Annotated in this window: 19 protein-coding genes; 2 read left to right on the top strand and 17 right to left on the bottom strand. The window is 45.2% G+C overall.

Features of this window, described 5'->3' with window-relative positions:
• Window positions 1–19 precede the first annotated feature (19 nt).
• Genes BUA56_RS18295 through BUA56_RS18285 form a run of 3 tightly spaced genes read right to left on the bottom strand, consistent with a single transcriptional unit; the run spans window position 20 to window position 2,909 of the window.
• Window positions 20–1,303 (bottom strand): TRAP transporter large permease, encoded by a 1,284-nt coding sequence (locus BUA56_RS18295; RefSeq protein ID WP_072854224.1) that lies wholly within the window; start codon window positions 1,301–1,303, stop codon window positions 20–22.
• On the bottom strand, window positions 1,300–1,812 hold the full coding sequence (locus BUA56_RS18290; RefSeq protein ID WP_139249507.1) for a TRAP transporter small permease: 513 nt from the start codon (window positions 1,810–1,812) through the stop codon (window positions 1,300–1,302). The genes BUA56_RS18295 and BUA56_RS18290 overlap by 4 nt, the downstream gene beginning before the upstream one ends.
• A 14-nt stretch (window positions 1,813–1,826) precedes the next feature.
• The gene (locus BUA56_RS18285) at window positions 1,827–2,909 is read right to left on the bottom strand and encodes a TRAP transporter substrate-binding protein (RefSeq protein WP_072854222.1); all 1,083 of its coding nucleotides are present in this window, start codon (window positions 2,907–2,909) and stop codon (window positions 1,827–1,829) included.
• Window positions 2,910–3,219: 310 nt separating this feature from the next.
• Here BUA56_RS18285 and BUA56_RS18280 point away from each other — a divergent pair, with 310 nt between their 5' ends.
• On the top strand, window positions 3,220–3,948 hold the full coding sequence (locus BUA56_RS18280) for a FadR/GntR family transcriptional regulator (protein ID WP_072854221.1): 729 nt from the start codon (window positions 3,220–3,222) through the stop codon (window positions 3,946–3,948).
• Between the two features lie 119 nt (window positions 3,949–4,067).
• Window positions 4,068–4,769 (top strand): FadR/GntR family transcriptional regulator, encoded by a 702-nt coding sequence (locus tag BUA56_RS18275; RefSeq protein WP_072854220.1) that lies wholly within the window; start codon window positions 4,068–4,070, stop codon window positions 4,767–4,769.
• Window positions 4,770–4,819: 50 nt separating this feature from the next.
• On the opposite strand, the gene BUA56_RS18270 is transcribed toward BUA56_RS18275, so the two are convergent.
• The 14 genes from BUA56_RS18270 to BUA56_RS18205 form a co-directional block, all read right to left on the bottom strand.
• Window positions 4,820–6,004 carry a peptidase dimerization domain-containing protein gene (locus BUA56_RS18270; protein ID WP_072854219.1) on the bottom strand — a complete coding sequence of 395 codons (1,185 nt, stop codon included), beginning with the start codon at window positions 6,002–6,004 and terminating at the stop codon, window positions 4,820–4,822.
• Window positions 6,004–6,546 (bottom strand): GNAT family N-acetyltransferase, encoded by a 543-nt coding sequence (locus BUA56_RS18265; RefSeq protein ID WP_072854218.1) that lies wholly within the window; start codon window positions 6,544–6,546, stop codon window positions 6,004–6,006. The genes BUA56_RS18270 and BUA56_RS18265 overlap by 1 nt, the downstream gene beginning before the upstream one ends.
• A 78-nt stretch (window positions 6,547–6,624) precedes the next feature.
• On the bottom strand, window positions 6,625–8,721 hold the full coding sequence (locus tag BUA56_RS18260; RefSeq protein WP_072854217.1) for an acetate--CoA ligase family protein: 2,097 nt from the start codon (window positions 8,719–8,721) through the stop codon (window positions 6,625–6,627).
• A 21-nt stretch (window positions 8,722–8,742) separates the two neighbouring features.
• A complete protein-coding gene (locus tag BUA56_RS18255) occupies window positions 8,743–9,285 on the bottom strand; it encodes a 2-oxoacid:acceptor oxidoreductase family protein (RefSeq protein WP_072854216.1) in 543 nt (180 codons plus the stop codon).
• Window positions 9,286–9,288: 3 nt separating this feature from the next.
• Window positions 9,289–10,023 (bottom strand): thiamine pyrophosphate-dependent enzyme, encoded by a 735-nt coding sequence (locus BUA56_RS18250; protein ID WP_072854215.1) that lies wholly within the window; start codon window positions 10,021–10,023, stop codon window positions 9,289–9,291.
• A 2-nt stretch (window positions 10,024–10,025) separates the two neighbouring features.
• On the bottom strand, window positions 10,026–11,087 hold the full coding sequence (vorB, locus tag BUA56_RS18245) for a 3-methyl-2-oxobutanoate dehydrogenase subunit VorB (protein WP_072854214.1): 1,062 nt from the start codon (window positions 11,085–11,087) through the stop codon (window positions 10,026–10,028).
• A gap of 12 nt (window positions 11,088–11,099) precedes the next feature.
• Window positions 11,100–11,297 (bottom strand): 4Fe-4S dicluster domain-containing protein, encoded by a 198-nt coding sequence (locus tag BUA56_RS18240; RefSeq protein ID WP_072854213.1) that lies wholly within the window; start codon window positions 11,295–11,297, stop codon window positions 11,100–11,102.
• Between the two features lie 31 nt (window positions 11,298–11,328).
• Window positions 11,329–12,582, bottom strand: coding sequence for an MFS transporter (locus BUA56_RS18235; RefSeq protein WP_072854212.1), 1,254 nt, complete (start codon window positions 12,580–12,582; stop codon window positions 11,329–11,331).
• A 95-nt stretch (window positions 12,583–12,677) separates the two neighbouring features.
• On the bottom strand, window positions 12,678–13,826 hold the full coding sequence (locus BUA56_RS18230) for a Glu/Leu/Phe/Val family dehydrogenase (protein ID WP_072854211.1): 1,149 nt from the start codon (window positions 13,824–13,826) through the stop codon (window positions 12,678–12,680).
• Between the two features lie 215 nt (window positions 13,827–14,041).
• Window positions 14,042–14,800: an IclR family transcriptional regulator gene (locus tag BUA56_RS18225; RefSeq protein ID WP_072854210.1), complete on the bottom strand. Its 759-nt coding sequence runs from the start codon at window positions 14,798–14,800 to the stop codon at window positions 14,042–14,044.
• Window positions 14,801–14,905: 105 nt separating this feature from the next.
• Complete coding sequence (locus BUA56_RS18220; protein WP_072854209.1) at window positions 14,906–16,051, bottom strand: Glu/Leu/Phe/Val family dehydrogenase; 1,146 nt, start codon at window positions 16,049–16,051, stop codon at window positions 14,906–14,908.
• Window positions 16,052–16,073: 22 nt separating this feature from the next.
• Window positions 16,074–17,042: a threonine ammonia-lyase gene (locus BUA56_RS18215; RefSeq protein WP_084068097.1), complete on the bottom strand. Its 969-nt coding sequence runs from the start codon at window positions 17,040–17,042 to the stop codon at window positions 16,074–16,076.
• Complete coding sequence (locus BUA56_RS18210) at window positions 17,043–18,047, bottom strand: threonine ammonia-lyase (protein ID WP_072854208.1); 1,005 nt, start codon at window positions 18,045–18,047, stop codon at window positions 17,043–17,045.
• Between the two features lie 230 nt (window positions 18,048–18,277).
• Window positions 18,278–18,919: a phosphoribosyltransferase gene (locus tag BUA56_RS18205; protein ID WP_072854207.1), complete on the bottom strand. Its 642-nt coding sequence runs from the start codon at window positions 18,917–18,919 to the stop codon at window positions 18,278–18,280.
• Between the last annotated feature and the right edge of the window lie 356 nt (window positions 18,920–19,275).

Genomic DNA, 19,275 nt, shown 5'->3' with positions numbered 1-19,275 from the left:
TATAAGTTGTAAGTTACTATCAAACCCCCATCACACCCGGAAGCCAGGTGATAATTGCCGGAATAAAAGTCATAACCAGCAAAGTTGCAATCTCGACACAGAGGTATGGAATAATCCGTTTGCTAATCTTACCAATACTGGTGTTGGCAATTCCAGAAGCAACAAACAGGTTTACTGCCATAGGCGGCGTTATCATGCCGATGGATGTATTGATAATAATGATGATACCTAATGCGATAGGTGATAATCCCAGGGATGTCGCGATTGGCAACAGGATTGGGGTTACCAGAAGGATAATTGACTGCGTTTCCAGGAAACATCCCAGGAATAACAGAATTACGTTAATCATCAGCAGCAGTGCCACTTTATTGGTGAACAGCCCCAGCACGCTGGACGCGATAAATGTAGGAATGTTCTGATTTGTCATAAACCAGGCAAATGGAGCTGACATACTGACCACAAACAATACCACTGCAGAGCTTACTGTGGATTTGCGAAATATTTCGTAGATGTCCTTCATTTTCAGTTCTTTGTAAACAAACACACTGATGATAAATGCATACACACAGGCAACTGCGGCAGATTCTGTGGGGGTGAATAACCCGCCGTAAATACCACCCAGGATTATTACCGGCATAAAAATTGCAAGGATAGCTTCCTTAAAGGAGTGGGCGAAAGCTCTCAGTGTAACTTTACCAGTCTCTGCTGCATCATATTTTTTACAGATTACAATGTTGGTAGCAATCAGAACTACTGCCAGCAATAATCCGGGGATAACACCTGCCATAAACATGGTTCCTACAGATACGGAAGCCGTAACTGCATAAGTAACCATAGGGATACTTGGGGGGATTACAACCCCCAGGGTGCCGCCGGAAGCTGCAACAGCTGCAGCGATATCGTCCGGATACCCTTTTTGTTTCATTCTGGGAACGGTGATGCCGCCGATAGCAGCAACCGTTGCCGGGTTGGAACCGGAGATAGCTCCGAAGAATGCGGATGCCACTACGGTAATACAGGACAGTCGTCCTGGAATTCTTCTCATTAATATTTCTATAAAGTCAATCAGTCGTTTGGAGATTCCGCCTTTTTCCATAATGTTGCCGGCCAGGATAAAGAAAGGAACTGCCATCAGGGTGAAGTTATCAGCCTGAGTAAACATTCTCTGGGCAACTGCGGGAAGCAGATTCATATTGCCGCTGGCTACAATAGCCACACATACTGCAATTCCAAGGCAGATGGCAATGGGGACTCCCAGGAACAGCATGACGAATAAGACTCCAAATAACATTCCTATAATCATTGTTCCTTATCCTCCTTCTGCTGGATTTCTTCTACTGTCTCTTTTGCTGTAACTCTTTCATAGGTATGCCATGCATAGCAGAGGGCCATCAATATCAATCCCAGAGGGATAGACAGATACATAATCCACATGGGCCACCGCAGGCTGGGTGTTATCTGTCCGCTGGCAATCTGCTTCTGCAGGATTGTGATTCCATAATAGGAAGCAAATAAGCTAAACCCTAAAACCAATACAGCATCCAGTACATATATCACTTTCAGGACCGCTTTGGAACAAAACAGTTCCAAAGCCTCCACACAAAAATGTTCTCCATTACAAGCGGCAACACCGATGCCCAGGAAGATAATCCATATCATGCAGTATCTGGCAAGCTCTTCCGCCCAGGGGATTACGAATAATCCTGTAAAACGGGCAACAGTGGCAACGAAGATAATCACACACATGATAATCATTAATATTACCAAAAGAACTTCTTCCGCTCTCCTTAGTCCGTTAAATAGTTTTTTCAAAGTGTCCACCTCTTCTACTTAGATGACTGAATCTTTTCAACCAGTTCTTTGTTCAGATTTAAGCTGTCTAACTGATCGTATACAGCATTTGCAGCTTCCTGCCATACAGCTTTGTCAACCTCTGTAACTGTTACGCCGGCGTCCTTCATTGTCTGAATTGCTTCTTTATTATAGCTGCTGCTGTACTCTCTCTGATAATCCTTTGCTTCTTCTGCTGCTTTGTCAAAGGCTTCTTTCTGTGCGTCTGTGAAGCCATCATACGTGCTCTGTGAAATCATCAGTACGCATGGAGAATAGAATAAGTCAATCATGGATACATATTTCTGTACTTCATACACCTTGGCAGACTCAATAATCGCAATTGGGTTTTCCTGTCCGTCTACGGTTCCCTGCTGAAGGGCTGTGAAGATTTCACTCCATGCCATAGGCGTTGCAGTAGCGCCCAATGCCTGGTAAGTAGCCATATGTACGTTGTTTTCCATGGTACGAATCTTCATACCTTTTAAATCATCCGGCGTCACGATTTCCTTTTTGTCGTTTGTTACTTCACGGAATCCGTTTTCCCAGAAACCAACTCCTTTGATTCCCTGGCTGTCCAACTGACCCAGAAGAGAGGTTCCAACTTCTCCGTCCAGTACCTTATAAGCCTGTTCTTCATTTTCGAATAAGTAAGGAAGGTCAAGAACTGCGAAGTCAGATACAAAGTTTGGTATCGGACCGGTAGAAATCAGGCACATTTCCTGTACTCCCATCCCTACGTTTTCCATCATATCTCTTTCATTGCCCAGCTGAGAGTTGGGATAGATATCCAGTGTCATCTCGCCGTCGCTGTATTCTTCCAGTAATTTCTGCATTTCCTGCAGACCTTTTACGTAGTGACCTTCAGGAGCTGTGGTTGTACCCACTTTTAATCGCACGGTTGCACTGTCGGCTCCCAGCATAGTATCTTCGCCGCCCTCAGTATCTGTACTTGCAGTACTGCTGGAAGACTGCGTATTAGAAGAATCTGTGCTTCCTCCCTCGCTCTTGTTTCCGCAGGCAGTCATAGTTCCTACTAATGCCACTGTTAAAAGTGCTGCTAAAATCTTGTTTTTCATATCCAATCTCCTTTTTCTCAATTCATTTGTTATCCGTTAAACATCTGATGTTTTATGTATATCATTTATCGCCTGATTTGTCAACGGTTTTGCCATAATTTTTCAAGATTTATATGCACTTTGTCAAATTTGCATAAAGATATGCAAGTAATATTATGCATAATATCTTATATCTAATATTTGACGTATGATGAATATTCATGTTAAAATATTATCAACTATTAAAATATTTAAGCGCTGCTTACGAATATCTAATGGTTGTGGGACTAACTATCTATATGTATTGGGATGGAGGACGGGAGGTGAAAAAATGAGCAATTTATTCGAAGCAAGCAAGCGTGAATCCGCGGTAGACCTTGTAGTAAACAGCATTAAGCAGCTTCTCATGGAGAGGACCTTAAAGCCGGGGGATAAGCTTCCCAGTGAACTGGAGATATCGGAAGACTTAAGTGTCAGCCGGGGTTCTGTCAGAGAGGCTATGAAGATCCTTTCCGCCTTTGGTCTCGTGGATATACGGGTGGGGAACGGAACCTATGTCTGCGAAACACCGGGAAATACGATTATGGATTCTCTTCTATTTAGTTTTTTTGTATCGAATCCGGATATCGAAAATTTATATGAGTTCCGTCATATTTTCGAAAATGATATTCTTTCCATGATTCTGGAACACTACGATGAGAATGGCAAAGAGAGAAAAGCACTCCGCGACAATCTGGATGAACTGGAGGGGATGATAGCGAAAGGGTCTTCTGACAAAAAACTTTCCGAGAACGATTTAGAATTTCATAGACTTTTGGGACAGGCCTCCAGGAATCTGCTGGCAGAACGGGTTTATAATTTTATTATTGATTTTATGGAACCTTCCATCGCGGCAACCCATAAAGGGCAAAACGGGGAAATCGTATATAAAATACACCGTGATATTGTTGAATTGATAGAACTAAGAGATGCCGCAAGGATTGATGAGGCGATTACGAACTCTGTAGATACCTGGTCTATCCTGCAGCCGTCCTCGGCAATGAACCCCTGGAGAGAATAAGCACAAAACAAGGACAGGAAAATAACAACCTGTCCTTATTTTGTGCCTATTTGTTTGACGTATAATGGTTTTTTTGGTAAAATTAGTATTATTGATTAAAATCGGAGTGGGATGAAGCTATGAGTAATTTGTTTGAGGCTAGTAAAAGGGAGTCTGCCGTAGATGTTGTGGTTAACAGCATCAAGCAGCTATTGATGGAACGGCGTCTGAAACCAGGAGATAAGCTCCCTAATGAGCTGGAGATTTCTGAGGGGTTAGGAGTAAGCCGCGGTTCTGTCAGAGAAGCCATGAAGATTCTGTCAGCATTTGGACTGGTAGATATCAGAGTGGGCAATGGCACTTATGTATGTGAAACACCTGGAAATGGATTGATGGATTCGCTGCTGTTCAGCTTTTTTGTATCAAATCCTGACATTTCTAATCTTTATGAATTCCGAAAGGTATTTGAAACAGATATACTGGAACTGATTCTGGATCATTACGACGATAATGCCCTGGAAAGAAAGGAAATTGCAGATAATCTGGAAGATCTGAGAGTGCTCATTGAGAGCAAGGCTCCCCAATCCAGAATCACACAGAACGATCTGGAGTTTCACCGGCTTTTGGGTCTGGCCTGTCACAATCAGATTGCCGCCAGGATCTATGCATTTGTCATGGACTTTATGCAGGCCTCTATCACTAATACCCATAAACACCAGAACGGAGAGTATGTGTATAATACCCATATGGAGGTGTACCGGGTAATAGAAAGCAGAGACAGCAGCCGGATTGATGAGGTAGTGAATAAAACTGTGGAAGTATGGTACAAGCTTCAGGATTAAAAGAACAAGCCTGTTCAGCCGGCTAATCAGTCAGCTGAACAGGCTCTTTTTTAGAGATGTCTGTATTCCCGGTGGTCTTTCTTAATCTGATCAAACAACTCCTGTTCTGTTGCCATTCGGTACATCAGCATACTCAGAATCAGAGCAGAATCCTTCATTCCCTGATACGCCTGGGGCGTCTGAAGAAGCTCTGCAAACTTCTTGTCATGAAGTACAATTTCCTTATGGCCGTTGGTAATATCCACCATTGGATGGAATACAGGAATCTTTACGTCAACGTTGCCCGCGTCAGAGGAACCTGCCGGCTTATCCGGTATGATGCTGTCTCTGCCTGTCAGGGCAAATAACTCCTGGAGAAAATGTGCTTTGAATTCATTGCAGAACATCTCACCATAGTCCGGATAGCGCTGCTGGATCTCAAAGGTAGTTTCCGTACACATACAGGCCCCCTCCACGCACCGTTCAGCCTTGGCATTCAGATCGTGCAGGCCGTCCAGAGTCGCAGAACGGAAATAATAGTCCAGAGTAACCTTTTCGGGCACTACGTTCGGTGCATCTCCCCCATACTCTACGATTCCATGGAGCTGACAATCCGGAGTGATGTGCTGTCTCCACATATCCATGGCATCCATATAGATCCTTGCCGCATTCAGAGCGTTTCTGCCTTCTACCGGTGATGCAGAGGCATGACTGGCCTTTCCATGGAAAGTAATATAGCGGTCATTGGACGCCAAAACTTTGAAAAATGCCTGATTCTCATTATTCATATGGGCCATGGCTGCAAATTCATAGCCGTCAAATCCGCCGTTATCCGTGATTATAATCTTGCCGCCCACAAATTCTTCCCCCGGTGTTCCCATAAGGTCCACACGGATAGGCAGATCTTTGTACGCCTCATTCACAGCCAGTCCCGCCAGAACGCTGGAGGCACAGCTCAGAGAATGGCCGCATGCATGCCCAACCTCCGGAAGCGCGTCGTATTCACACATAAGCACAGCTTTCTTTCCCTCATAGTTCAGCCGATCCTTATGTACTGCCAGAAAGGAATTGGGCATACCGGCATAAGGTGTTGTTACCTCATATCCCTGTGATTTGAGGAATTCTACAATGTAGGCACAGGAGTTCACTTCCTCCCCGCTAATCTCCGGATGCGTGGTCAGGTAGTCTGCCAGAGCTTTGCATTTCTCAAAATAGATCTCTATCTGCTGCTGAATTCGTTCTCTTCCATCTTCCATTATCTTTCCTCCTGTTCTAAATGTTTTTCCATAAAGATACGGTCTAGGCCCTCGTACTTTATCATCCGATCCACCTGGCGGTAGCCCGCCTTTAAAAAGTTCTCGTAACTGTGCTTATTGTCCGGCGAAACAGTTCCTAAAATAGTCCTTTTGCCGTTCTGTCTGCATATCCCGCACATAATTTCTTCCAGAATGTTCTGAATCCCATTTCCTCTGTACTCCGGATGGATATACGTATCCACATAATCCGCACATTCCTCCAGCATCTTGCCTGTGTACCTCCGATCCACCCCATATTCTACGTCCCTGAGGGTACACAAAAGGCATCCGATAACCCTTCCGCGAATCAGGGCTACAAGACCAAACCCATCCTCTATGGCTTTTATAAAATCCTTCCGTTCCGCCTGTGCAAATAATGCCTTATTCTCCAGATGTTCCCAAACAAACTCCCGAAGTCTCATAGCTTCCTCTATCCGGTCCCAGGTCAGCATGCCGATTTCCATATACTCATTTTTTTTCGGTAAAAAAACTTCGTCTATCATTTTCACTCTCCGCTTCGGGCAAGCCCATCCTACTTTCTACTCAAAACGGGGCATCCCCACATGCCCCGTTTTTCTAACTTATTTCTCGTATTTAACAATCAGTGCGTCAGCTACCCCTACACCCTCACCTTCCGGATAAACAAAGATTGGATTGATATCCAGCTCTTTGAGTTCATCTTTATTTTCACTTGCATATTTGGAAATGCCAACAATTGTGTCGCAGAGGGCATCAATGTCACAAGGCTGGCTTCCCCTGTATCCAGTGAGAAGTTTAAAGGATTTCAGTGACTTAAGCATCTCCAGAGCTTCCTCATGGTTCAGTGGCGCAGGATACAGAGCAACATCTTTGAACAGTTCTACAAAGACACCGCCCATTCCAACCATAATCATAGGACCAAACTGAGGATCGTTATTTACTCCGATAATCATCTCCACGCCTGCCTTCAGCATTGGGGAGATCAAGATACCATTAATTTTGGCATCGGGCCGTTTAGCTGTAACGCTTTCCATAATTTCATTGTAGGCCTTTGTCACTGCCTCTTCCCCGCTGATATTCAGTTTAACACCGCCCACATCGCTCTTGTGCAGGATATCGGCAGACTCAATCTTCATGGCAAAAGGCGTATCTTTACCTTTTGTAAAGGCAATGGCCTCCTCCAGAGAAGCGGCAATGATTGCCTTCGGTACAGCTACTCCGTACTGTTCCAGTTCTTTTTTACTGTTAAACTCAGACAATGCATAGGAGTTTTTGGAAGCAGGCTTTCCAGGAGCCAGTTCCAGAGTTTTCGTCTCTGCATGATATTCAATAAAGTCAGAGAGATAGCGGAGCAGCTTAAAGGCATATACCGTCGGCGGCAGAATTGGTACTCCTATTTCAAACAGCTTAGTGCTGTATTCTGGATTTCTTGTGTTTTCTGCAAAGGGCAGAAGTGCGATAGGCTTACAGCTGCCTTCTTTCACCACTTTTTCAATTCCTTTGTACATATAGTGTATCGCGGGATCTGCGATTTCCAGCAGCAGGGTATAGCCAACCAGAACCATTCCGATATTCGGATCCCTCATAACTGTTCTGAGGGCCTCCGCGAATAAATCTTCATCATATGACAAGGTTGCCGTCATATCCAAAGGATTATTGGGTGTGGCATAGCTGGGAAGCTGCTCCTTTAAACTTGCCAGCGTCTCTGGCTCAAAATCCGGGAATTCCAGGTTATACTGACTTCCCACGTCTGCGCAGATACCGGTTTCTCCCCCTGACAGGCTCATGGAAGTAAAGGTTGCCTTTTCAGGAATAGAAGGCATGGTAGCCATCATGGATGACATTGCCATTAATTCTTCCAAATCATCTACACGGATAGCGCCGAATTTTTTGAGCACCGCATCAAAGGACTTATCTGAACCTGCAAGGCTTCCTGTGTGGGAAGCTGCAATGGCTCCGCCCTTCGTGCTTCTTCCTGTCTTCAAAATAATCACAGGTTTTTTCTTCTGCGCAGCTTTCTTCAGCACGGCTGCGAATTTCTCAGTGTTTTTTACACCCTCGATATAAATGCTGACTACCTTTGTATTCTCATCATCTACCAGATAGTCCATATAGTCTTCCATCTGCACCGCTTTTCCGTTTCCTGCGGAGATGCAGTAGGAAAAACGCATGGACGGACACTCCATGAGGGACAGGCAGAGCTGACCGCTCTGTGACACAACGCCTACGCTTCCTTTTCTGTCTCTCTTCTCAGAGATAAAAGCAAATGCCTGCACATCATCAATGTAATTGACAAACCCTGCACAGTTCGGACCCATAATTGCAATGCCAAGTTCTTCCCCAGTTTCGATGAGTTCTTTCTCATTGGCGCGGCCTTCGTCTGTTCCCACCTCGCCGTATCCGCTGGCAAATACTACAGCACCGCCCACACCTTTTTTAGCCCCGTCCCTGAGAAGCGGAACAACTGTTTTCTGAGAGGTACAGATAATCATCAGATCCACTGTGTCCTCAATGTCTAATATACTCTTGTGGCACGGTACGCCAAATACCTGGTCACGCTTCGGGTGTACAAAGTACACCCGGCTTCTGTCTTTTACATAAGTTAATATATTACGGCAAACGTCTCCGCCAAAGCCTTCTTTTTCGCTTGCTCCGATGACAGCCACTGACTTTGGTTTTAAAAGTTTCGTTAAATCCATTTTTTTACCCCCGGCGATTTCTTATTTTACTTCTGCTCCCTTTTCAAAGCACTGTGCGTTCTTGGGATTGTTCTTTCCTTTTTTCGCAAAGAAAGAATCAATCGCTTCTCTCAGATACTCTGCGGTAAATACGTCACTGTTGGAGGCCAGTGCTCCTAACATTACGATATTGGCTCCTCTGGGATTTTCCAGCTCTTTTGCGATATCGGTTGCAGCAACCTTCACTACTTTGATATCATCCCGGTAGGTACGGTCGTCCGGCACGATAGAAGAATTTACCAGTAAAAGTCCCCCTGGTTTCAGTCTCCCTTCAAACTTGTCGATAGCCGGACCATTCATTGTGAGAACGATATCCGGATGCTTACATACAGGACTTGCAATCTGTTCTTCCGGTGTTTCACTGATCTTCACCGCGCAGTTGGCAGTTCCCCCGCGCATCTCTGAACCGTAAGAAGGATAGAACAATACGTTTTTCCCCTGTTCCATGCCAGCATTAATTAATAACATTCCGGCAGTTAATACACCCTGGCCGCCGAAGCCTGCACAAATAATCTCTGTTGCCATTGCCTATTCCTCCTTTTTATCCTTGAACTCACCCAGCGGGAAGTATTTCACCATCTCGTTAGAAATTCTTTCCACACTCTTAACCGGTGTCATATTTAAGTTGGTTGGACATGGAGACAATAATTCTACCAGGCAGAATCCCTCTCCGGCCATATGTTTTTCAAAGGCTTTCCGAACCATTTTTTTGGATTTGTTAATATTTGCAGGATCTGAAAGCGCTCCTCTGGAAAGGTATGCAATATCCAGACCGCTGAATGCATCTACAATGTTAAAGGGCATGCCGCACTTCTTCGGATCCTTGCCTCTCGGGGTAGAAGTAGTCTTCTGGCCCGGAAGGGAGGTAGGAGCACACTGTCCTCCTGTCATTCCGTATAAACTATTATTGATAACAATCGCTACCACATTGTCGTTGCGGATTGCTGTATGCATAGTTTCTGCCATGCCGATGGAGTATGCGGCACCGTCTCCGATATATGCCATAACAGGATTCTCAGGACGGACTTTTTTAACGCCTACTGCTGTTGCAATGGGACGTCCGTGTGCCGCCATAATGGTGTCAAATCTCCAGGAATCAATATTTAAAGAGCCGCAGGCAACGTCTACAATTGCCAGCAATTTTTCGCTTAATCCCATCTCTTCCATAACTTCTGCAATGATGCGCACAGCCAGACCATGGCCGCATCCCGGACAGAAGCCGCTCTGGGTAAATGTAACGGTATCAGGAGCTTTTAACTTCATAATTATGCCTCCTCCTTTTCTACATCTTTCAGCATCTGCTCGATTTTAGCAATGATGCCTTCTGTTTCCGGTATCTCGAAAATAGATCCAAAGTGGTCTACCGGGAATTTTCCGCCGGTTGCCAGCTTCACGTCATCTACCATCTGTCCCAGAATGTTCATCTCTACCGTAAGGAATGCTTTCGCATTCTTGGCCTCTTCGAACGCTTTTACAGGATAGGGGTATAAGGTGATGAGCCGGATTAAACCAACCTTCAGTCCTTTTTCTCTTGCCACCTGTACAGCCTCCCGGCATACACGGGAGCTGATTCCAAAGGCAACCAGAACTACCTCTGCGTCATCCACCATGATATTTTCATAGAGCTGCTCTTCTGCTTCCATCGCAGAATATTTGTCTCTCAGATAATCTTCATAATCCGGATTGGTGTAATAGATATTCTGAATCTTGCGCTGCTCATCGCCTTTTTTGCACCCTTTGATAGACCAGTCAAATTTGTCAATATCATGATCCACAAATTCTGGAATCTCTACTGCTTCAATCATCTGTCCGATGGCCGCATCAGAGGCGACGATAACCGGATGGCGGTATTTTTCAGACAGATCAAATGCCTTGTAGATCAAGTCTGCATTTTCCTGTACGGAAGCCGGTGCCAATACGATAGTACGATAGTCACCATGTCCGCCCCCTCTTGTTAACTGCCAGTAATCTCCCTGGCCCTGAGCGATATCCCCAAGACCTGTTCCGATTCTCATTACATCTACGATAACTGCCGGCAGATCTGCCGCTACCAGATAGGAGATACCCTCCTGTTTCAGGGAAAATCCCGGGCCCGAAGACGTTGTGAGTGCTCTGGCTCCGGCTGCCGCTGCCCCCAGTACCATATTGATACCGGCCAGCTCAGATTCAGCCTGAATAAATTCTCCTCCCACGTCCTCCATTCTCCAGGAGAGATATTCCAGAATCTCTGTCTGAGGAGTAATGGGATATCCACTATAAAATCTACAGCCTGCTGCCAGTGCGGCTTCAGCAAGGGCTTCATTTCCTTTCATTAATACCTTAGCCATAATATACCTCCATTATCGTATTTCAAATACATAGTCAGGGCATACCCGGTAGCAAGAACCGCAGCATACACATTTTTCTTCATCAACTTCTATGGTGTTATAACCCTTTTCATTCACGTGCTCGGATACGCTGATGGCATCCTTTGGACAGGCGTTGATGCAGTAGCCACATCCTTTGCAGCGCACTGTGTTCGTATAAACTTTTTCCATATGGCATTCCTCTCTTTATTCTGATTTAAACTCACTCAGCACTTGCTGATTTCTGATTTTTTTTGTTCCTGATGTAGATATACATTGCCAGAATTGCTCCTACGATAGCACTTGCAGCCAGGAAACCAAAGATTCTTGTATATCCGTCTGCTCCGTATTTATCCAGCCAGCTTCCAAACATTGTGGAATAGATAGAGTCAGGCATATAACCGATGATAGAAGCAATACCAATTGCCGTTCCAGTCATCATACGGGGGATTCCCGCCTCGCTCATAATGGAGAAGATAACTCCGTACATCATCATTGCAAAGGCACCTGGAATCAGAGTATAAAGGCTGACCGCCGTGGGGCTCATTCCGCTGGGCAGTAAGAGTACGCCTGCGAAGAGCGCCGCTAAAATTACCAGGGCACAGGTTAACCACTTGGCAGTGGATTTGAATACTTTATCTGCGATAAGACCGCCTACGGGTGACAGAAGCAGAAGCACATAGCTTCGGATAATGGTTATAGCTCCTGAACTTGATGCGGACATTCCCTTTACTTCTGTAAGATAAGGAGTAAAGAAGGATGTGTTTGCAAAAATACCGTACGCGCAGAATATAGTAATGGATGCAATCCATACAATTGGGTTCTTCAGAAGTTTTCCAACATCGCCCATCTTAAACTTACTGTCTTCGCCCTCACTCGCCGTATGAGCGCCTGCCTTGCTGTCCATCAGGAACATCAGGAGAACTGCGGCTACAACGGCAACCGTACCGCCTGTCACTACAGCCCGGAAGAATCCGGTAACGATCTCATCTTTTGCTGTATTATAAGCAAATAATGACAGAGACTGTGTCAGAGCGCCTGCAAGTCCGTTACAGGCATAATAAAGCCCGTACATAAATCCCTGTTCCTCTTCCGTTCCGATAATACGGACCGCCTTCATCAGAGATGACCAGAATATGAAAGCTGTGGAGAAGGATAATCCCAGCCAGATGACCAGTGCAATCTTATAATCAAAGGTAAATGCGTAGATATAGCATAGACCTGCTGTTGCCAGAAGCGAGACTACCAAAGCCTTCTTAGGCGAAATTTTATCGGCTAAGATGCCGCCCGGTATGTATAAAATCATATTTCCGATCGTGTACATTGTAAGCAGAATTCCGGTCTGGGTATTTGAAATTCCCATAGCTGCAACCTGTGCGTCATAATACACGTACTTGATATACGGTAAAAAGTAAATAGCACCACCAGCGAGGCCGAGAGCAGCAACCGTCAAATATTTTCTTAATTTAGAATTCATAGAAGACCTCCTTCATGAGTTGTCTTATGTTCATGATACAGTTACGGGGTGCCCGCTGCTTGCCGTGACACCCCTTTATTCACATTTTTTAAATTTTAGTTGTCTGGAGTATCGGATTTGTCTGGTGTAAAGATTTCTTTTGCAATGTCTCTTGTAAATCTTCCGGTCTCTTTTGCCTTTTCAAATACTAATCTTGTATTCTTGCGGATCAGTCTTTCTGTATCATCAACGATTTCCTGTGGAACCTTATCACAGATGCCGAAGATAACTACTTCATAGATTCGGATTCCGCCTAAGTTGGATACGAAGTCAACCGCTACGTCAATGCCTTTCTCACGAAGGATTTCATCTGCTTCCGGAGTTGTAGGAATGTTGGCAGCTTCTACCACCAGAGAGGCCTTTACCTTGTCTGCATTATCTTTATTGATAACATCTTCCAGAGCTGCGGGGATGATAATATCTACATCCATCTCTAACCATTGAGAATTAGGCAGTTTCTGATAATTGTCTTCAAAAGCTTCCGGATTCAGTTCGCCTTTGGGAAGTCTTGTCTCTACCAACTTAGGAATATTTAATCCGTCCGGGCAGTACAGAAGCTGATTAACATCGGCAATACCAACTACCTTATATCCCATCTTGTCCAGACAGGTAGCAAGGCTGGCTCCAACACATCCGAATCCCTGGATGATAACTGTAGCTCCCTCTCTGCCTTCCTTGATCTTCCATGCTTCATCTGTGGCAAACGCTACACCGTATCCGGTAATCATATCATACATCTTAAATCCGTCATATGTCATGTCGCATACTTCGTCGTGATTCTTAATTCCCTGCTCAATCTTGGGATCTGCTTTCATGGCTTTTGTCTGTGGTAAGCCAACGCCGATGTCATCCAGGATTCTAAGCACATCTCCGTAGTCAACACCCAGGTCACCGCCGATTGATACGCCTGCATTCAGGTAAGGTGCCATTGCAACCATGAATCTTTCTAATACATCCAGAGCATCCGGTGCTTTATAGTCATAAGCAATACCAGCTTTACATCCGCCTGTTGTCTCTGATTCACAGGCTTTATACTTATACCCCATAGCTGTTGCAAGACGGATAACCTCTTCTTTGGTTACTGTAGGATGCATACGTGTTCCACCACCACAATAATGGTTAACGAAGTTATACATACATAACCACCCTTTTGCATCACTCTCTGTGTCATTCCACTCCACTACGATATACGGTTTGTTTGCCATAAGTAAATCCTCCTTTTATTTTGTTCTTGATTACGGAACAGCGTTCTTGATTTTGGTTAGAAGGAAAACTCGGTTGGCAGTCCGAGTTAAACTGTTTTTGCGTTCCGTAATTAAGAACTTCATTCTGTATTGTGTAACTAGATACTAACACACTTGGTTAATGTTTTCAATATCGAATTGATGCTTTTTTATTTTTTATGAATATTGCACAAATTTTAAAGCCTTTTTTCTATCTCCGCGGCGTATTTCTTAACGACATCTGTAAGTCCGCTTTTTCGCTTTTCCTCAATGCGGAGGGAGGGACCGCTGACGCTGATACCGGCCTCCACTACTCCGTGGCGGTTAAATATGGGCACTCCCACACACTTTATCCCGAATTCGAATTCCATGTTGTCGAAGGCATATCCATTTCTGCGGATCTCTGCCAATTCCTCCTTTAACAGAGCTTTATCCGTAATCGTATAGTCCGTAAGTGCTATTAGCTCTTTACTCAGGTATCTCTCTACCTCGTCCTCAGGGAGATATGCCATCATAGATTTTCCCACACTGGTGCAGTACATTTTAGCGCGCTCTCCCAAAAGGGAGCGCACCGGATGAATGGACTCTGACGGATAAATGGCCTCCAGATAGATCACCTCATCCTCATGGGGTATAGCCAGATATACAATCTCATCCACTTTTTTTACAATCTCCTGCATATAGGGAATGGCAATTTTCGTTATGCTGAAACTGTCTCCCAGAGCACGGCAGAGGGGAAAGATACTGCTTCCAAGATAGTATTTTCCCGTCTCCTCATCCTGCTCCAGGTATTCCATAGCCTTATAGGTTGTTAATATATTATGCACGTTGCTTTTATATAATCCCAACTTTTCACTGATTTCTGTAACACCCAGGGGCTGCTTTTCAGCAAAACAATTTAAAATTTCCAGAGCCTTCTGCAGACTTTTCACTTTAACTTCAGAAGAATCAATCATAGATTACCCATTTCTCCTTTCATCGTTCTCTATCTAAGAACGTCTTTAAGCAAATTATAGAGCATAATTACTATTTCGGCAAGTGGGTATCTTATCTTATGTCTTCTATATCTCCGGCATATCCTGGATATCCGGTTCAAAGAGCTTCATAGCAGACTCTCTGGCATAGATTCCTTCTTCTACAGCTGCTTTCATCAGTTTACCTGCATTTCTTCTGCACAGGGCCTCCCCTTCTCTCAAAACAGTATTTAATTCCGGTTCAACCACACCAAAGAATACGGCATCATAAAACCATGCCTCTGACAGGTTTGCTGTAAAATCACAAATAAGATAAATTCCCTTGTTCTTTAATATTTTATCTGCCTCCGGTGAAACAGGAATATTAGCCCCCTCCACCAGCAGTTTTGCGCGCACTCGCTCTGCGTTACCTTTATGTATCACATTGTCCAAAGCCGCGGGGATCAGGATATCGCACTCCTGCTCCACCCACTGTTCTGTGGGCATAATCTGATAGGTTTCCGGTAATTTTGTCAGATCCAGTTCCCTATGACCTCTCTTAAGTTCATATAGTAGCTCTGTATCCAGACCGTCTTTGCAGTACACACATACTTTTGAGTCTGCCATTCCTACCACCTTATGGCCAAACTGCTGTATCTTTTTAGCAATGGCAGATCCTACACGGCCCATGCCCTGGATTACAACTGCTGCACTTTCTTCCGTATCCGGAAGATAGCTCCATGCCTCATCTGCGGCGCAGGCCACCCCATATCCCGCGATGACATCATTGATCGGCCTGCCGTCAACGGTAAGATCCAGCATCTTATTATACGCCTGCATGTTCTTCTCAATCCGGGGATCTGCAGCCATACTTTTAGTCAGCGGCATCTCAAATCCAAATTCCCGGAACACTTCCAGCATATCCCCGTATTTGGTACCCAGATCCCCTCCCAGAGATACTCCGGCCTTTATATATGGCATCATGGCTATCAGATACCGGCGCAGCACAGCTCTGGCATCCGGTGCCTTGCTGTCATAGGCAATCCCCCCCTTACAGCCGCCACAGTACTGGGATTCACATGCCTTGTATTTATATGCCATGGTCTTGGCCAGGCGTTCTACCTCCCGAAGTGTTACGCAAGGATGCATACGTATCCCTCCTCCGGTATAGCCTTTCACAAAATTATGAACCACCATCCATCCTTTGGCATTCGTCTCCGTATCATTCCATTCCACTGTCAAATATGGTTTCATTTCTTACTAAGCTCCTTTGCCTTTATTCGTATGTTTCTTCACAAATATTACAAAATTTGTCCAAATCAATATTCCCGCCTGTAATCAGGCAGAGTACTTTTTTGCCCTTTAATTCCTCATGTTCCTCGAACAGGGCGCCCAGGCAGGTAGCCGATGCTCCCTCAATCATAAAATGGTGCTTAGAAGCCATCCATTGAATTCCCTCTCTGGTGGTTCTCTCATCCACCACAAAAATATCATCCACACAGGTCAGTGCAAGCTCCACATTGGGCCAAGTAATCGCTCCCTCCAGTCCGTCTGCACAGGTAGGCAGAAATGGACATGAATTGTCCAGGCGCTTTTCATGGAAGGATTTAAGCCATGGCGCAGAGGTATTGGTCTGTAAGCCATACACCTTTATCTCTGGGTTCATAGCCTTGGCTGCAATAGCCACGCCGCACAAGAGTCCGCCTCCTCCGGTAGGCACTAAAATCGCATCAAAGTCTCCCTTTTCCAGCAGACATTCTATGGCAACTGTCCCTTGCCCTGCAATTGTCTCAGGACTCTCATAGGCATGTATAAACTTCCTGCCGGTCTCCCTTGCGATTTCATAGGCCTTTTTCTCAGCCTCCTCATAATTTGGACCATATACCACCAATTCAGCTCCGTACTTTAGAGCCCCCTCACGTTTATTCATGGGCGTGGATTCCGGAACACACACAACCGCAGAGGTTCCTCTGAGCCTGGCCCCGTAAGCTACTGCCTGAGAGTGATTTCCGGCCGAAGCCGCCACTACCCCTTTCTTTACCTCCTCCCCCCTCAGAGACATCATATTGTTCATAGCCCCTCGTATCTTATAGGCTCCAATGGACTGGAGATTATCCATCTTAAACCACACTTCGCTTCCGGTTCGATCAGATGTGGGCTTTGAGTATATCAGGGGCGTTTTCATAATATAGGGTTGTATCAGCGCATATGCCTCAACAATATCTTTCATTGATACCTGTATCAATTATGCCACCTCCCCCTTTGATTTTCCTTCTTTCTGCCAGGGATAAGACTCCCTGCAAATCTCACAAAAGCGCTCCGGATCAATATTTCCCCCACTGATCAGGCAAAGCACCCTTTTTCCCTGCAGCGCCTCATGCCGCTCAAACAAGGCTCCCAGGCAAGTGGCTGCCGCCCCCTCAATCATTAGGTTATGCATGACAGACATCCACTTAATCCCCTCCCGCAGGCTTTTCTCAGTGACTGCAAATATATCATCCACACAGGTCAGTGCAAGCTCCACATTCGGCCAGCCAATAGCTCCTTCCAGACCATCCGCACAGGTGGGAGCATATGCGCAGTCATTATGCAGCGTCTTTTCATGAAAAGACCGCAGCCAAGGTGCGGACGCTTCCGTCTGAAGTCCGTATACTTTAGTCTCGGGATGCTCGGCTTTGCAGGCAATTGCTGTTCCGCACAGCAGTCCTCCCCCTCCCGTAGGCACTAAAACCGCATCAAAATCCTTCCATTCACGGAAGCATTCCAGCATGACGGTCCCCTGTCCGGCAATAGTTTCCGGCGTCTCATAGGCATGAATAAATTTTCTGCCTGTCTCCCGCGCAACCTCAAAAGCTTTTCTCTCTGCGTCCTCAAAGTGCGGCCCGCATACCAAAAGCTGTGCTCCATATTTCTCAGCCTTTTGCCGTTTTGTCAGAGGCGCATATTCCGGAACGCATACAATAGCCGATGTCTCCATGAGCTTTGCCGCATAGGCGACTGCCAGTGAATGATTCCCCGCAGATGCCGTCACCACACCTCTCTTAAGCTCTTCCGGGCTCAGCTTCAGCATACTGTTCAGAGCACCGCGTATCTTGTGGGCTCCTCCCATCTGCAGGTTTTCCATCTTAAACCATACTTCACTCCCTACCCTCCGGGATGTAGGCTCCGAATATATCATTGGAGTTTTGAACACAAAAGGCTCAATTTGTTCATAAGCATCTTGAATATCTTTCATCCCTACCTCAATCATACTTTACCTCCTCCCCAACGCCGCCCATTCGTTCTTTATGAGTGAACGACGTTCTGCATATTTGAAATTATATCACTATGCAGCATGTTTTACAATATTTAATTAATTCTATCTCCATTTTCGTCAAATAGCCCAAAATCCCAGCCTAATTTTTATTGAAATAGAAAAAGGGGACGTGTACTTTTTAAAAGGTACACGTCCCAAAATAGATCTGCCCTGTCCCCAATTGGTCACAGCTTAGAATATCCGAAGCTGTTCACCATGGCATCTAGTTTTACTCTGTTCCTGCATAAAGGGCATTCCGCGGGTTTATAGCTCTCATAATCCGGAAGATCTTTTTTGGTGAAAATAGTATTCACCTCGACTCCGGCCACCTTAGCTACCGCACTGAAGACGGCAGATACCCCCTGGATAATTCCTCCATAATATAGAATACTCTCTATACTTTTCTGGAGTGTCTTTCCCGTGGTGATAGAGCCTATCAGAATAACTACATTTTTACCCTTTACCATCGGCTGAAGATTATCCCGAAACATCATCTGCCCATTGTAACTGAATTCCGGTGTTATCACATATATTGTCTGATGGGCATTCATAGAATGAATTCCGGCTTTTGTCAGCTCCTCTGCAAGAAAAGCGCCGATTACCTCCAGCCCGTCCAGACACACGATGGTATCTACTGGTGTGCTCAGTTCATATTTCTGGGCCAAAGCGGATGCTACATTTTCCGCCTCCGCGCAGCGGGTCTTCATTGTTGTCATATCAAAGTAATGGGTGATATGCGACTGAGATGTGGCAAAATGTCCCTGTATCACCTTTAGAGCAATTGCACTGTTGCTTCTGGCATAAATTTTTCGTAATCTTTCTTCCATAGAAACCCTCCCTTTCCAGTTGAAAATTGCACGAACTATTCAAATAATTATGCTTTTATTATACCATTGATACAACAAGAAGTCCAGCAACAGAATTATGTGCGGACAAATAAATCGAGTAGGAGGGAGTGATTAACTCCCGTCCTCTCACACCACCGTGCGTACCGTTCGGTACACGGCGGTTTCAATAGTTGACGTGCACAGACTGATAGGCAGTGGCTAAATCATAGAAGCCACTGTTTATCAATCTTTCTTTTGTTAATGCTCTGTTGACCGCTCCCATTCCCGATACATACCAGTATTTCCTGCGGCTGTTTGCCGCCTGATGTGCAAAATATTCGGGTATTCCGTGTTTC

The sequence above is a fragment of the Lactonifactor longoviformis DSM 17459 genome (genome assembly GCF_900129135.1).
GTDB lineage: Bacteria > Bacillota > Clostridia > Lachnospirales > Lachnospiraceae > Lactonifactor > Lactonifactor longoviformis.
This window is presented reverse-complemented; position numbering and strand designations above follow the sequence as displayed.